The organism is Nocardiopsis alba DSM 43377 (assembly GCF_000341225.1).
Taxonomy (GTDB): Bacteria; Actinomycetota; Actinomycetes; order Streptosporangiales; family Streptosporangiaceae; genus Nocardiopsis; species Nocardiopsis alba.
On record NZ_ANAC01000006.1, the window covers coordinates 12240 to 26995 of the forward strand.

The 14756-nt window shown below is 70.3% G+C and carries 12 protein-coding genes; 7 read left to right on the forward strand and 5 right to left on the reverse strand.

Annotated features, from left to right (window positions below):
• Positions 1–38: 38 nt before the first annotated feature.
• The 4 genes from D451_RS0104910 to D451_RS0104925 all read left to right on the forward strand — a co-directional run bounded on the left by D451_RS0104910 (position 39) and on the right by D451_RS0104925 (position 4149).
• Positions 39–554 carry a MarR family transcriptional regulator gene (locus tag D451_RS0104910; protein ID WP_017533618.1) on the forward strand — a complete coding sequence of 172 codons (516 nt, stop codon included), beginning with the start codon at positions 39–41 and terminating at the stop codon, positions 552–554.
• A gap of 225 nt (positions 555–779) precedes the next feature.
• Positions 780–1577 (forward strand): carbon-nitrogen hydrolase family protein, encoded by a 798-nt coding sequence (locus D451_RS0104915; protein WP_017533619.1) that lies wholly within the window; start codon positions 780–782, stop codon positions 1575–1577.
• Positions 1578–1639: 62 nt separating this feature from the next.
• Positions 1640–3349 (forward strand): flavin monoamine oxidase family protein, encoded by a 1710-nt coding sequence (locus D451_RS0104920; RefSeq protein ID WP_014908855.1) that lies wholly within the window; start codon positions 1640–1642, stop codon positions 3347–3349.
• Between the two features lie 218 nt (positions 3350–3567).
• Entirely contained in the window at positions 3568–4149 is a 582-nt protein-coding gene (locus D451_RS0104925) for a hypothetical protein (RefSeq protein ID WP_241463286.1), read from the forward strand.
• A gap of 21 nt (positions 4150–4170) precedes the next feature.
• Here the strand turns inward: D451_RS0104925 and D451_RS0104930 are convergent, their stop codons facing one another.
• On the reverse strand, positions 4171–4635 hold the full coding sequence (locus D451_RS0104930; protein WP_014910969.1) for an Lrp/AsnC family transcriptional regulator: 465 nt from the start codon (positions 4633–4635) through the stop codon (positions 4171–4173).
• Between the two features lie 146 nt (positions 4636–4781).
• Between D451_RS0104930 and D451_RS0104935 the strand changes: the two genes are divergently transcribed.
• From D451_RS0104935 to D451_RS0104945, 3 genes are all read left to right on the forward strand, one after another.
• Positions 4782–6455 (forward strand): alpha/beta hydrolase, encoded by a 1674-nt coding sequence (locus D451_RS0104935; protein WP_017533621.1) that lies wholly within the window; start codon positions 4782–4784, stop codon positions 6453–6455.
• Positions 6456–6540: 85 nt separating this feature from the next.
• Positions 6541–7380, forward strand: a complete 840-nt coding sequence (locus D451_RS0104940; protein WP_014909790.1) for a GNAT family N-acetyltransferase — start codon at positions 6541–6543, stop codon at positions 7378–7380.
• A gap of 121 nt (positions 7381–7501) precedes the next feature.
• Complete coding sequence (locus D451_RS0104945) at positions 7502–8725, forward strand: multidrug effflux MFS transporter (RefSeq protein WP_017533622.1); 1224 nt, start codon at positions 7502–7504, stop codon at positions 8723–8725.
• 57 nt (positions 8726–8782) lie between these two features.
• Here D451_RS0104945 and D451_RS0104950 read toward each other — a convergent pair whose 3' ends face one another.
• From D451_RS0104950 to D451_RS0104965, 4 genes are all read right to left on the reverse strand, one after another.
• On the reverse strand, positions 8783–10450 hold the full coding sequence (locus D451_RS0104950; protein WP_026124838.1) for an ABC transporter ATP-binding protein: 1668 nt from the start codon (positions 10448–10450) through the stop codon (positions 8783–8785).
• Positions 10447–11331, reverse strand: coding sequence for an ABC transporter permease (locus D451_RS0104955; protein ID WP_017533623.1), 885 nt, complete (start codon positions 11329–11331; stop codon positions 10447–10449). The genes D451_RS0104950 and D451_RS0104955 overlap by 4 nt, the downstream gene beginning before the upstream one ends.
• Positions 11328–12263 (reverse strand): ABC transporter permease, encoded by a 936-nt coding sequence (locus tag D451_RS0104960; protein ID WP_014913593.1) that lies wholly within the window; start codon positions 12261–12263, stop codon positions 11328–11330. The genes D451_RS0104955 and D451_RS0104960 overlap by 4 nt, the downstream gene beginning before the upstream one ends.
• A gap of 191 nt (positions 12264–12454) precedes the next feature.
• The gene (locus D451_RS0104965) at positions 12455–14062 is read right to left on the reverse strand and encodes an ABC transporter substrate-binding protein (RefSeq protein ID WP_014912561.1); all 1608 of its coding nucleotides are present in this window, start codon (positions 14060–14062) and stop codon (positions 12455–12457) included.
• Positions 14063–14756: the final 694 nt, after the last annotated feature.

The window sequence follows — 14756 nt, forward strand, 5'->3', positions numbered from 1 at the left end:
TTTCGCTCGAACGAAATATTAAGAAGGAGTGGCGATCGATGTCAACACCCGACGAGGAGAACGTCGAACACGAGCGCCTCGAGCGGGCGCGGGCCCGGGTCTCGGAGGCCGGGCGGCACCAGAGCAACGCGGCCGTCATGTTCCACACCGCGCTGGGCGATCGGCTCGGTATCGGCGTGACCGACTGGAAGATCCTCGGTCTGTTGGAGGAGAACGGCCCGCTCGCCGCGGGAGAGCTCGTGCGACTGTGCGGTCTGGCCCCCGCCTCGGTGACCGGGGTCGCCGACCGCCTCGAACGGCGCGGCTACGTCCGTCGACGCAAGGACGAACGGGACGGCCGGCGGGTCCTGGTCGAGCTCGGCCCCGACCTCCCCGGCGACGTCCAACGGCTGTTCGCCGGCTTCCTCCGGCGCCTCGACGGACTCCTGGAGCGCTACGACGCGCGTGAGCTGGAGGCCTTCGCCGACCTCCTCGAAGAGGTCGCCCGGATCCAGACCGAATCCGCCGCCGAACTGACCGAGGAGGGGGAGCAGGGGGCAGGGGCGCGACGGTGAACGGGCGGGGGCGGGAATCCTCCGGAGCGCCCCCGTGTTCTCCTCCAGGACGGTAACCGGCGTGGACGTGCGTCACCGCGCAACGAACCGGCGTCGGAGCGCGCGAACTCGCAACAGGTCGATGCTCCGGCACACGCTTCCGACGCCCCCGTCCACCTAGAGTGGGAGCGGCCTTCGGGAACGTCCTCGAACGGTCCCATCAGCGACGATACGGAGGAAAGAGCGATGCCCGCACCACTGCGCGTGGCCCTGGACCAGGGCACCGGACGTAGCGGCGACACCGCCTCCTCCCTGAGCCGTCTCGCCGATCGGGCCCGCGAGGCCGCGGCCGAGGGCGCCGCCCTCCTCGTCGGTCCCGAGATGTCGCTGTCCGGCTACAACATCGGCCCCCGGGTGCGGGAACTGGCCGAGCCGGCCGACGGCCCTCTCTTCGAGGAGGTCGCCCGCATCGCCGCCGACACCGGCGTGGCGATCGTCTACGGCTTCCCCGAACTCGCCGACGGGAACGTGTACAACGCGGTACGGCTCGTGGACGCCACGGGGGCCTCCCTCGCGCTCTACCGCAAGACCCACCTGTTCGGCGACCTGGACCGGAGCCTGTTCTCCCCGGGGACGGAGCCGATCGTCCAGGCCGACCTGGGCGGACACCGTATCGGCCTCCTCGTCTGCTACGACGTGGAGTTCCCCGAGATGGTGCGGGCGCACGCCCTGGCCGGTACCACCCTCCTGGTCGTGCCCACCGGCCTGATGGCGCCCACCACCTCGGTGGCCACCCTCCTCGTGCCCGCCCGGGCCATGGAGAACCAGATCCACCTGGCCTACGTGAACCGCTGCGACACCGAGGGCGACCTCGACTACGTCGGGCTGAGCGCCCTGGTCGGCCCCGACGGCGGCGAACTGCTGCGCGCAGGCCCCGACGAGGAACTGCTGTTCGGCGACGTCGATCCGGCCGCCGTCGCGGAGGTCCGGGCCGAACAGTCCTACACGGACGATCGTCGAGCGGACCTGTACGGCCACCGCTGACCGATCACCGCCACACCCACCACCGCCACACCCACGATCCAGCCCCAGTGAAGGAGGGCCCCATGACGTCTGCCGTGCCCACGGCCGCCGGAACCGCTTCCCAGGGTGAACCTCCCCTGAACATGTGCGGGCCGGACTTCCCGTTCGCCTACGACTCCTACCTGGCGCACCCCGCCGGGCTGGGCCAGGTGCCCGCCGAACACCACGGCACCGAGGTCGCGGTGATCGGCGGTGGCCTGTCCGGCATCGTCACCGCCTACGAGCTCATGAAGATGGGCCTGAAGCCGGTCGTGTACGAGGCCGACCGGATCGGCGGACGTCTGCGCACCGAGCGGATGAAGGGCTGCCCCGACGACGTCGTCGCCGAGATGGGCGCCATGCGCTTCCCGCCGTCCTCCACCGCCTTCTGGCACTACGTGGACCGGGTCGGCCTGCGCACCACGCCCTTCCCCAACCCGCTGGCCTCCTCGACCCCGAGCACCGTCGTCGACCTCAAGGGCGAGTCGCACTACGCCACGGAACTCGACGACCTTCCCGAGGTCTACCGCGAGGTCGCGCGGGCCTGGGACCGGACCCTGGAGAGCGTCGAGCACACCCGCATGCAGCGGGCCATCCGCGAACGCGACGTCGCCACTCAGAAGGAGATCTGGAACCGCCTGGTCGAAAGGCTCGACAACCAGACCTTCTACGGCTTCCTGTGCGACTCCCCGGCCTTCTCCTCCTTCCGTCACCGGGAGATCTTCGGCCAGGTGGGCTTCGGCACCGGCGGCTGGGACACCGACTTCCCCAACTCCATCCTGGAGATCCTGCGGGTCACCTACACCGGCGCGGACGACGACCACATGGGCATCGTCGGCGGCGTCGACCGGCTCCCACTGCGTCTGTGGGAGGACGCCCCGGACAAGCTCGTGTACTGGGCGCAGGGCACCTCCCTCGCCTCGCTGCACGACGGCGAGCCGCGTCCGGCCGTGACCGCGCTGCGGCGCACCGCGGCCAAGGGGCGTCCCGAGGGCAACATCACGGTCACCGACGCCTCCGGCTCCACCCGGACCTTCCCGACCGCGGTCTTCACCGGCCAGGCCTGGATGCTGCTGTCCAAGATCGACTGCGACGACGACCTGCTGCCCATCGACCACTGGACCGCGATCGAGCGCACCCACTACATGGAGTCCTCGAAGCTCTTCGTTCCGGTGGACCGCGCCTTCTGGCGGGACAAGGACCCCGAGACCGGCCGTGACGTCATGAGCATGACGCTCACCGACCGTATGACCCGCGGCACCTACCTGCTGGAGGGGGAGGACCCGGACGCGCCCGCCGCGATCTGCATGTCCTACACCTGGTGCGACGACTCGCTCAAGTGGCTGCCGCTGTCGGCCGGCGAGCGGCTGGAGGTCATGCTGGCCTCGCTGGGCAAGATCTACCCGGGCGTGGACATCCGTTCGCACATCACCGGCGACCCGGTCACGATCTCCTGGGAGGACGAGCCCTACTTCATGGGCGCGTTCAAGGCCAACCTGCCCGGCCACTACCGGTACCAGCGCCGCCTGTTCACCCACTTCCGCCAGGACGACCTGGAGGAGCGTCACCGCGGCCTGTTCCTGGCGGGCGACGACATCTCCTGGACCGCCGGCTGGGCCGAGGGCGCGGTGCAGACCGCGCTGAACGCGGTGTGGGGCGTCATGCACCACTTCGGTGGCGAGACGGACGCGACCAACCCCGGCCCGGGCGACCTGTTCGACGAGATGGCCCCGGTCGCCCTCCCCGAGGACTGATCCGAGAGCGCGCGCTCCCTCGCGTATCCGGCCCCGGCCCGCGTTCCGACGTGGGCCGGGGCCCTTCTCACGCGGGGAAGGGTCCTTCGGTCCGGGCCCCGTGCGGGGTGGCCGCTTTCGGCCCGCGGGTGCGCGTGTTCCGTCGGTCCCCGCGGGTATCGATCCGGTACCCCTCCCGGTTCCCGCTCCGGGCCCGGACCTCCCGACGGGATTCCCCCATGCGTACCCCCGCGCGCGACCCCCTCCGCAGCGTCCACTGGTCACCGGTGACGGCCATGTCCGCGCCCATCGTTCTCTTCGCCTGTTTCGTACTGCTCATCGAGACCGGTGAGGCGGCGTGGGAGATCTCCCCGTGGTTCGGCGTCGGGGGCCATGTGATCGTCTTTCTCCTCTTGTGGGCCTGGTGCGCGAGCGCCTTCGGCTACGTGACCCTGATGCGGGAGGACGGGCTCCTCACAGGGGGGTTCCGGACCGTCACCCGGGTCCGGTGGGTCGATGTCGAGAGTGTGCGGGTCACCGAGGACGCCCGGATCGAGATCCGCACGAGGGGCGAGGGGCTCGTGGTGGTCCGGACCTACCGGCGTTCCCGACCCACCATGTTCCTCGGCACCGGCCCGGCCGAACGGCCGGCGGAGCGGATCTCCGCGCGGGTGGAGGAGCTCCGGGCGGATCGGGTGTGGCACGACGACGGCCTGTCCCGGGCGCGCCGCTCCTGGTCCCCGATACCCGTGCTGGTGGCACCCATGGCCTTCGGCCTCACCTGGGCGGGGGCGTTCCTGGCCGCCCACTGGTACCTCTAGCCGTCGCCGCCCTCGGCGGTCCTAGGAGAGGTCGGCGGAGCCGGCGAGGACGGGGCGATCGATCAGTCGGGACAGCACCAGGGTGCTCTTGGTGCGCACCACGAAGGGCTCGGCGCCGATGCGCTCGATGACCTCCTCCAGGTGGCGTGTGTCGCGGGCGCGGACCTGCACCACGGCGTCGGCGTCCCCGGTGACGGTGCAGGCCGAGGTGACCTCGGCGTAGCCGGCCAGTCCGGTGCGGATCTCCCCGGGGGAGGTGCGGGCCCGGCAGTAGAGTTCGATGAAGGCCTCGGTGGTCCATCCGATCGCCTCGGGTTCGACCACGACGGTGAAGCCGCGCACGGCGCCGGATTCGACCAGCCGATCCACACGGCGTTTGACCGCCGAGGGGCTGAGACCGACCTCGCCCCCGATCTCGGCGAAGCTCATCCTCGCGTCCGCGCCGAGTATCGCGATGATCCGCTCATCGACACGATCCAGCCGCATTGCGCCCCTTTTGTCCACGTCTGATCTGACCAGGGCACATGTTACCGCCGAAGACCCCGAACGGGGCCCGTGTCGTTTCCTCTCGTCACGCTCCGTGATGGAAAGAATGCAGTGGACGATTCGACCGGAACGCGGAGGATGGACCAGTGCGAGCACGAACCGGTACACCATGGGTCGCCTTCTGCGGCGGAGGGGCCCTTCTCGCATCCCTGGTGGCGATGCCCCCCGCCCAGGCCGCCCCGCAGGGGCTCGCCCCGGAGGCCGCGGCCCCCGTCACCCGGGTCGACCAGCGCTCCCTGGACTGGCGCCCCTGCGAGGACCTCGAACCGGTCGAGAACGAGACACTCGAATGCGCGACCCTCACCGTGCCCCTGGCCCGTGACGTCGCCCCCGCGAACACCCGGGACCTCGCCGAGACCGTGGACATCGCACTCTCACGAGTGCCCGCCACCGGTACCGCCGAGCACACGATGCTGGTCAACCCGGGCGGCCCCGGCAGCGCCGGACGCCGCTGGGCCTCCCACACCCACCTGCGCATGCCCGAGGAGCTACGCGAGATCTACGACGTGGTCGCCTTCGACCCGAGGGGCATGGGCGCCTCCACCCCTTCCGTCTCCTGCGACCCCGCGTTCTTCGCCCCGGTCCGCAAGGACACCGTCCCCGCCGACGAGCGGGAGGAGGCGGCCCTGCGCGCCGACGCCGAGGCCTACGCCCGCGCCTGCGCCGAGAACACCGGACCGATCCTGGACCACATGCGCACCGAGGACACCGCCCACGACATGGACGCCATCCGGGCGGCCCTGGGCCTCGACCGCATCGACTACCTGGGCTACTCCTACGGCAGCTACCTCGGCACCGTCTACAGCGCGCTCTACCCCGACCGGGTCCGCGCCCTGGTGCTGGACAGCGTCGTCGACCCGGACCGGCCCTGGTACGAGAGCAACCACGTGCAGAGCCGCTCGCTGGACCGTGCCGCCCGGAACTTCTTCGACTGGGTCGCCCGCCACGACGACGTCTACGGCCTCGGGACCGACGGCGAGACCGTCGCCCGCGCCTACTACGACCTGCGGTCCGAACTGCGCGCCACCCCGGCCGAGGGTACGGTCGGCCCCACCGAACTGGAGGGGGCCGTGATCGTGGTGGCCTACAGCGGCGGAACCTGGCCCGACGTGGCCCGGGCCCTGTCCGCCCGGATCCGCGAGGGCGACTCCGCCCCGCTACTGGAACTGCACGAGGACTACGGCGACGACGCCGGCAGCGACCCCGCCTACGGCGGCTACCTCGCGGTCCAGTGCACCGACGCCGTGTGGCCGAGGGAGTGGGGGACCTGGTCCGCCGACGCGCGCGGGGTCGACGCGGACGCCCCCTTCATGGGGTGGCATAACACCTGGTACAACGCTCCGTGCGCCACCTGGAGCGCCGAGTCCGAGCCCTGGTTCCAGGTCGGCGACGGCCCCGGCGAACACCCCGCCTACGACGGCCCCGCGCTCATCGTGCACGCCACCCACGACGGCGCCACCCCGGTGGAGGGCTCTCTGGCCCTGCGCGAGCGTCTGCCCGGTTCCTCGCTGGTGATCGAGGACGGCGGCATCACCCACGGAGTCTCGCTCACCGGCAATACCTGTGTGGACGAGACCGTCGTCGCCTACCTCCGCGAGGGACGCCTGCCCGAACGCGGAGAGGGCGGGGCCGACCTCACCTGTGACGGGCGACCCGAACCGGAGCCCCGCACCTCGCAGAGTTCCTCGCACACCCCGGTGGACCGACTCGGACCGATCGGTCTCGAATACCCGGGTGAGAGCGAAGCGTCGGTCGAATAGGCTGGGTTCGGCGCTCATTCGTCGTGGCACCGCGGACCGTTCCGGATACCGGTCCGGCGGGTCCACGGGAAGATGGGGAGATGCGATGCTGCGGACCGCACCGGTTCGGATTCTGGGCGAACGCCATCGGGAGGCCGTGTACGCGCTCCTGGACGCCGACCCCGTGGGCAACGTCTTCGTGGCCTCGCGCCTGAGCACCACCGGGATCTCCGGTGGCGGCGGCGCCGAGGTGTGGGGACACGTCGAGCGGGGTCGGCTCACCGCCCTGTGCTACTCCGGGGCCAACCTCGTCCCGGTCAACGCCGGACCGGCCGCCATCCGCAGCTTCGCCGACCACGCCCGCTGGCGAGGACGACGCTGTTCGTCGATCGTCGGCCCGGTCGAGGCCGTCGGCGACTTCTGGGAACAGATCGAACCGGCCTGGGGCCCCGCCCGCGCCATCCGCGCCAGCCAGCCGGTCCTGGAGATCGACGGCCCGCCGGCGGTACCCGCCGACCCCCTCGTACGTCGCGTCCGTATCAGTGAACTCGACGCCCTCGTGCCCGCCTGCGTGGCCATGTTCACCGAGGAGGTCGGGGTCCCGCCGGACTCCGGCGACGGCGGAGCGCTCTACCGGGCCCGGGTCGAGGAGCTGGTCCGCACCGGCCGCGCCTTCGCCCGCATCGAGGACGGGCGGGTGGTCTTCAAGGCCGAGATCGGCGCCGTCACCCCGCAGGTCTGCCAGATCCAGGGCGTGTGGGTCCACCCCGACCTGCGCGGCCGAGGCCACTCCACCGCCGGCATGGCCGCCGTGGTCTCCTACGCCCTCGCCGAGTTCGCGCCCCGGGTGACCCTCTACGTCAACGACTTCAACACCGCGGCCCGCGCCACCTACCGGAGGGTCGGCTTCCGCCAGGTCGGCGAGGTCATGTCCGTCCTGTTCTGACCCCGCCCCGCCCGTTTCCGACGTTTCCCCGTCAGGTTCGCCCCGCTCCACGGACGCCGCGAGGACCCCCGGGTAGCGTGGAGGGACCCCGCCCCCGTTCCCCCGCGTCCGAGGAAGACCGATGCTCCGTAACCCGACCGGGCGCGACCGGCTGGGCCTGGCCCTCCTGCTCGCCATGCTCACGGTGTTGGGCCCGCTCAACATCGACATGTACCTTCCGGCCTTCCCGGAGATCTCGGCCGACCTCGGCGCCTCCGCGTCCCAGGTCCAGGCGAGCCTCACCTCCTGCCTGATCGGGCTCGCGGTGGGACAGGTCGTCATCGGTTCGGTCAGCGACGCGCGCGGACGGCGAGGTCCCCTCCTGGTCTGCGGCGTCCTCTTCGTCCTGGCCTCCGCGCTGTGCGCGCTGGCCCCCGGAACCCTCGTGCTGATCCTGGGCCGTTTCCTCCAGGGGTTCACCGCCGGGGCCGGGGTGGTCCTCTCGCGGGCCGTGGTGCGCGACGTCTTCGACGGGGCGGCGCTCACCCGCTTCTTCGCCCTGATCATGGTGGTCGTCGCGGTCGCCCCGATGGTCGCGCCGATCCTGGGCGGCGGTGTCCTGTGGCTGCCCTTCACGGACTGGCGGAGCGTCTTCTGGTCGCTGGCCCTCCTGGGCGTGGTGATCGTCCTGGTGGTGGCGGCGCGTCTTCCCGAGACCCTCCCCGCGGAACGGCGTATCCCCGCCACCCTGGGCGGGAGCCTGCGCGCCATGGGAGCCCTCCTCCGGGACCGCCGCTACTTGGGGTACACCCTCGTCGTCGGGTTGTTGCACGGTGGCAGCTTCGCCTACGTGGCCGGCACCCCCTTCGTCTACCAGGACCTGTACGGGGTCTCCCCGCAGGTGTTCGGCCTGCTGTTCGGGGTCAACGGCGTCGCGATCATCCTGGGCAGCGCGGCGGTGGGCCGGCTCGGCGAGAGCGTGGGGGAACGTCCTCTGCTCCGCCTCGCGGTCGTCACCGCCCTGGCGGCCACGACGGTGGTGCTCGGCACCGCGCTCCTCCAAGGGCCGCTGATCCTCCTGGTCGTCCCCATCTTCGTCTACATGACCTGCATGGGCGTGATCCTCACCGGATCCTTCGCCCTGGCGATGGAGGGCCAGGAGAGCCGGGCGGGCAGCGCCGGATCTCTCCTGGGCGCCCTCCCGATGCTGATCGGCGCCGTCGTGGCGCCCCTGGTCGGAGTGGACGAGACCACGGCCGTCCCCATGGGGATCCTCCTGTGCGCGACCTCGGCCCTGGGTCTCCTCGCCCTGGTCACGATGACCGGCGCGCCCGGGCGGGAGACCGAGAGGATTTCAAAGACATGAGACGACGGAGGGGCGGGGCACGCCGCGCGCGCCCCGCCCCTCCCCTCGGCCACGGAGCTAGACCTCGCGGACCTCGTCGCTCTCGGCGTCCATACCGAGACGCTCGGGGGCGCCGGGGAAGGACAGCTCGAAGTCGGGGGTGTCGGCGATCAGGGCGCGCGTGTACTCGTGCTCGGGGGACGACATCACCGTGCCGACCGGACCGTACTCCACGATCTCGCCCTTGTTGAGGATCGCCACCCGGTCGGCGATGTTGGACACCAACGCGATGTTGTGGGTGACGAACAGCAGGGCCATGCCCTCGTCCTGCAACGAACGCAGCAGCTTGACGATCTCCGCCTGCACCGAGACGTCCAGCGCCGAGGTGATCTCGTCGCACACCAGCAGGTCGGGGCGGGTCGCCACGGCGCGCGCGATGCACACGCGCTGACGCTCACCGCCGCTGAGCTGCTCGGGGAAACGATCGGCGTAGGAGGCGGGCAACGCCGCACGCTCCAGCGCCTCGGCCACGACCCGGTCGGGGGAGTCGGGGCGGCCCACCAGGTGGCGGTAGGGGCCCAGGATCTGCTCGCGGACCCGCTTGCGCGGGTTCAGCGCCTCGTACGGGTTCTGGAACACGTACTGGATCCGTCGACGCTGGTCGGCGGTGCGCCGGTAGCTGCTGGTCGCCAGCGGCGAGCCGTCGAAGAGCATCTCCCCGGAGAACTGGTGGTGCAGACCCGCCACCGAACGCGACAGGGTCGTCTTTCCCGACCCGGACTCGCCGAGCAGGGCCACGCACTCGCCGGCGGAGACCGACAGGTCGATCCCCTCCAGCACCCGGGTGCGTCCGTACCCCGCGGACAGATCGCCGATCCGCAGCAGCGGCTCGTCCGTACGGGCCTCGGGTTCCTCGTGGCCCGACGTCCGCAGCAGGGGCACCGCCATCAGCAGACGGCGCGTGTACTCGTGTCGAGGGTCGGACAGGACCTCGGTGGTACGGCCGTGCTCGACCAGCTCGCCCCGGTACATGACGGCGACGTCGTCGGCCAGGTCCGCGACCACCGCCATGTCGTGGCTGATGTACACACCGGCGGTCCCGTAGTCGCGGGTCATCGACCGGATGGTCTCCAGCACGTGCGCCTGGGTGGTCACGTCCAGACCCGTGGTCGGCTCGTCCATCACGATCAGGTCGGGACGTCCCACGAACGCCATCGCGATCGCCACGCGCTGCTGCTGTCCACCGGACAGCTGGTGCGGGTAGCGGCGCAGGAAGGCGTCGTCGTCGGGCAGCGCCACCTCGCGGAGGACCTCGCGCACCCGCTCCATCACCTGGTCCCGGCCCAGTGAGGCGTCGTGCAGGGCCTCGGAGAGCTGGACGCCCAGGCGCAGCGCGGGGTTGAGCGCCGAGGCCGGCGACTGCGGGATGTAGGCCACGGCGCGGCCTCGCAGCCGTCGCACCTGTCGCTCGGACAGCGCCGCCAGGTCGTGCTCGCCGACCCGCACCCGGCCCCGGACGATCTCCGTGGCTCGCTTGAGGTGGGCCAGCAGCGACAGGCCCAGGGTGGTCTTGCCCGACCCCGACTCGCCCACCAGACCGAGGATCTCGCCCCGGTTCACGGTCAGGGACACGTCGCTGATGATCTCGACGTCCGAGGGACGGCCGATCACCGTGATCCCGTCGACCTCCAGGACGACACCGTTCCGGGTCTCCGGTCCGGTGTTCTTCTCCGTCTGCTCCGTCACTTCTCGACCCCCCGGTCGATACCGATCGCCGCGCGGGAGAGCCCGTCGGTGATGAGGTTGGCGCCCACGGTCAGGATGGCGATCGCCGTCACGGGCAGTGCCACCGCCCACGGCTGGACCGCCATGCCCTGCCGGTTCTCGTTGATCATCAGCCCCCAGTCGGCGGTGGGCGGTTGCAGACCCATGCCGAGGAAGCCCAGCACGGCCACCACGCCGATGGAGTAGGTCAGACGCAGGCCCAGCTCCACCAGGAGCGGGCTGGTCACGTTCGGGAGGATCTCCACGACCATGATCCGCCAACGGGGCAGACCGATCGCCTCGGCCGCCTTCACGTAGTCCTGTTCGATCACCTTGCGGGTCGCCTCGCGGATCACCCGGGCCACACGCGGCATGTGCGAGACCGCGATGACGGCCACGATCAGCCAGACCTTCGGGCCGATGATCGACATCACCAGCAGCGCGGCGATGAGCTGCGGGAAGGCCAGCAGCACGTCGTTGGTCCGCATGAGGACGTCGTCCACCCAACCGCGACGGTAACCGGCGACGATGCCGACCACCGTTCCGGCGGCCACACCGATGCCCGCGGCCGCGCCGGCCAGCAGGAGCAGGGTCCATCCACCCCACAGGAAGCGGGTCAGGACGTCACGGCCGCGGTTGTCGCCGCCGAACATGGCGCCGGCGGCGTCCGCCTCGAACGGCCTGGCCACGAACTCGGTCGGGGTGTAGGGGGCGATGAAGGGGCCCACCACGGCGATCAGGACGATCAGACCGGTCAGGACCACACCCACCTTGGTGCGGCCGAAACGCCACGCGGTGCGGAACAGACCCGGACGACGCCGGGCCGGAGCCTCGGAGACGGTGTTCGTCGAAGACGCGTTCATCGGTTCGCGACCCTCACCTTCGGGTTGGCCGCCAGCCCGATCACGTCGGCGATCAGGTTGACCAGGATGTAGATCCCCGCGATGAGCAGGACCACGGCCTGGATCAGCGGAACGTCACGGTTCTCGATGGCGTCCATGAGGATCTTGCCGATACCGGGGAAGTTGAACAGGAACTCGATGGCCACCACGCCACCGGCCAGCCAGGCGAGCTGGAGGGCGACGACCTGGGCCACGGGGCCGATCGCGTTGGGGGCGGCGTGACGCCACAGCACCGTGCGCTCGGACATGCCCTTGAGTCGCGCCTGCTGCACGTACTCGCTCTCCAGGACCTCGATCATCGTCGCCCGCATCATGCGGACGATCGGCGGGGCCACGGCCAGGGCCAGGGTCAGGACGGGCAGCACCCACTGCTCGGGGCCGCCGTCACGGGCGTAGACGGATGGGAACAGGCCCAGTCCGCCGGGACCCAGGAGGAGGATCGCCAGGATGCCGATGACGAACTCGGGGATGGAGGCGACGACCAGCGTGCCCATGGAGGAGGCGTGGTCGAAGCCGCGGTCCCGGCGCAGCGCGCTGAAGGCGCCGACGAACAGGGCGATGGGGGTCGCCACGAGGGCGGACAGTCCCATCAGGGTCATCGAGCTGCGGATGGGGTCGGCCAGGTATTCGGCGACGGGCAGCCTGTTGGAGAAGGAGGTGCCCAGGTCCCCCTGGAGGATCCCCTGGAGCCACTGGAGGTACTGCACGGCCACCGGCTGATCCAGATTGAGCTGGTCGCGGAGGGCCGCCAGACGCTCGGGGGTGGCGTCCCGGCCCAGGATGAGCTGGGCCGCGTCACCCGGCAGTGCCTGCGTGGCCGCGAAGACCACGAGCGACACCGCCCAGAGCGTCAGTGCGCCGAAGAACAGGCGGACGACGATGAGTCGAGTCATGGTGAACTTTCGGTAGCGGGCCCGAGGAGTTCCGCCGGGGGAGAGAGGAGGCGCGGGCCCGAGAGGACGGGGGTCGAAGGGAACGCTTCGGAAAGCGCGTACCCGGGGCCGGAGCCGGCCGGCCCTCTCGGGGCGCCCGCGCGCCTCCCCGAGAGGGGGAGGGCACGGGCGAACGCTCCGAAGGAGGCGACCTAGTCCTGTTCCATCCACATGGTGTGGAAGGCGTAGGAGCCCAGCGGGTGGCCGGAGACGGCGGGGGACAGGCCGTGCACCCGGACCGAGTGGGCGTCGAGCAGGTTCACGAAGCCCCACACGATGTAGCCGCCCTCTTCGTACTCGATCTCCTGGGCCTTGCGGATGAGCTCGTTGCGCTCGTCCTCGTCGGGGGTGCTACGGGCCTTCTCCAGGTACTCCAGCCACTCCTCGTGCTCGCCCCACATGGTCTCGTTGTAGGGGGCGCCCACGACGGAGCCCTGGGTGGTCTGGGTGATGTAGTTGCGGGCGCTCCAGAAGTCCTGGCCGAAGGGGTAGGGGAAGCCCTCCTCCGGGTTCCAGTAGTCGCTGGGGTTGACCCGGCGAAGGGTCACGTTCACCCCGGCCTCACGGGCCTGCTCCTGGAAGACCTCGGCGGCGGCGACCACACCGGCGCTGATGTCGGAGGTGACCAGTTCGACGTCCAGGCCGTTCTCGTGACCGGCGTCGGCCAGCAGACGCTTGGCCTCGGCGATGTCCTGCTCGCGCTGATCGAAGTCCTCGGGGTAGGACGGGTCCATGCGGGCGTACATGTCGTTGCCGATCTGGCCGTACCCGGCCAGCGCCTGGTCGACCATCTGCTGGCGGTCCACGATGAGGCGGAAGGCCTGACGGACGCGCACGTCGTCGAAGGGCTTCTCCTCGACGTTCATGGTGAACGGCAGCCACATGCCGGTCTCGGACTCCATGATCGTCATGTTCGGGTCGCCCTCGATGATGGCGACCTGGGTGTGCGGCACCTGGCTGATGACGTGGACGTTGCCGCTGTTGAGGGCGTTGACGCGCGCGTCGTCGTCGGGGAAGTCGATGATCTCCAGCTCGTCGACGTACGGAAGGCCCTCCATATGGAAGCCCTCGTGCCGCTCGAAGACGCTGTACTCGCCGACCCGGAACTCGGCGAACTTGAAGGGGCCACAGCCGATCGGGTTCTCCGGGTCGTAGTCCACGGGGACGACGCAGTTGTAGTACTCGGCGAGAGCCTCGGGGAGGGTGACCAGCGGTTCGTCGACGTGGATGATCACGGTCCGCTCGTCGACGATCTCCAGCTTCTCGGGGTCGACGCCGGGCATGTCGCCCTTGCCGCGCTGGGGGTCGTCCGGGTCGAGGATGCGCTTGAGGGAGTAGACGACCGCCTCGGAGTCGACGGGGGAGTCGTCGTGGAAGGTCAGCCCCTCCTTGAGGACCAGGGTCCACTCGGTGGCGTCCTCGTTGGGCTCCAGGGACTCGGCCAGGTACGGCTCGATGGTGCCGTCGTTGTCGTAGCGCATCAACGCCGCGTAGAGCGCGAAGTTACGCGCGATGTCGACGTTGTCGGTGGGGTCGTGCGCGTCCAGGGTGTCGTTGGCGCCGCCGCCCGCCACACCGATCTTGAGTCGGCCGCCACGCTGGGGCTCGCCCTCCGCGCCACCGCCCGAACCGGAGTCCGATCCGCCGCAGGCGGCCAGGACCGGGGCGAGAGCCGCTCCGGCCGCTGAGGCCTTGAGGAGGCTGCGGCGGCTGGTGAGCATCTTGGACGCGGGGGTGGACTCTTCGGACAGGGACGGCACGTGGCACCTCAAAGGGACGGGGAACATCGGTCGGCCGACACGTCGATGACACGCGGTGACTGGGGGGCTGCCCCCGGGTGGTGCGGGATGCCGGCATCAAGATCCTTGTTCGCCCTACATCAAGCGTCAAACGATGCCCAGAGACCTTCGGGGTGCTCTTCGGGGAGATCCGGTGAGCGTGTCGACGCGGAGTGGGGTTCTCGCCGAAACCCGTTGTGATCAGGGCGTTCTCGCGTGGGGTAGAGGTGACTTTGCGTGTTCGGTTCTGTGCGGTCGATGAGCCGTGGTAGTGGGCTTTGGTGCCCTTGGGGCGCCCGGTGTTGTTTCACCATCGTTGTCCCCAGGAAGCGAAAACGTGGTGTTTAAGAGAGTTTTTTTCGTCTTTGCCAGGGGGTCGATCACTCTGGGTAGTTCTCCCGAGTTCAGGGGGGAGGGCGATCGCATACCCTTCGGGGGGTCGGTGGGTTCCGGCGGTCCCCATGGGGAGGATTGTGACAGCGCATTGCCAACGTGTTGCACCTCACAGGCATCTCTTCAGGGGCCGGACTGTTTCCTTTGTGCACATCGGGGAGGACACGGGAGGGGCTTTTGTGGCCAATACCCGGCGCCACGAACGCGGGTGTGCTGTTCTGGACTCGGTACACCCTTGTCTAAGGTGAGTGCGGACGGCGCGACCCGCGCGCCCGACGCGGGT

Excerpts from the sequence above, each read along its gene's own strand:
- D451_RS0104910 (WP_017533618.1), top strand. The coding sequence starts at position 39 with ATGTCAACACCCGACGAGGAGAACGTCGAACACGAGCGCCTCGAGCGG.
- D451_RS0104915 (WP_017533619.1), top strand. The coding sequence starts at position 780 with ATGCCCGCACCACTGCGCGTGGCCCTGGACCAGGGCACCGGACGTAGC.
- D451_RS0104920 (WP_014908855.1), top strand. The coding sequence starts at position 1,640 with ATGACGTCTGCCGTGCCCACGGCCGCCGGAACCGCTTCCCAGGGTGAA.
- D451_RS0104925 (WP_241463286.1), top strand. The coding sequence starts at position 3,568 with ATGCGTACCCCCGCGCGCGACCCCCTCCGCAGCGTCCACTGGTCACCG.
- D451_RS0104930 (WP_014910969.1), bottom strand. The coding sequence starts at position 4,635 with ATGCGGCTGGATCGTGTCGATGAGCGGATCATCGCGATACTCGGCGCG.
- D451_RS0104940 (WP_014909790.1), top strand. The coding sequence starts at position 6,541 with ATGCTGCGGACCGCACCGGTTCGGATTCTGGGCGAACGCCATCGGGAG.
- D451_RS0104945 (WP_017533622.1), top strand. The coding sequence starts at position 7,502 with ATGCTCCGTAACCCGACCGGGCGCGACCGGCTGGGCCTGGCCCTCCTG.
- D451_RS0104955 (WP_017533623.1), bottom strand. The coding sequence starts at position 11,331 with ATGAACGCGTCTTCGACGAACACCGTCTCCGAGGCTCCGGCCCGGCGT.
- D451_RS0104960 (WP_014913593.1), bottom strand. The coding sequence starts at position 12,263 with ATGACTCGACTCATCGTCGTCCGCCTGTTCTTCGGCGCACTGACGCTC.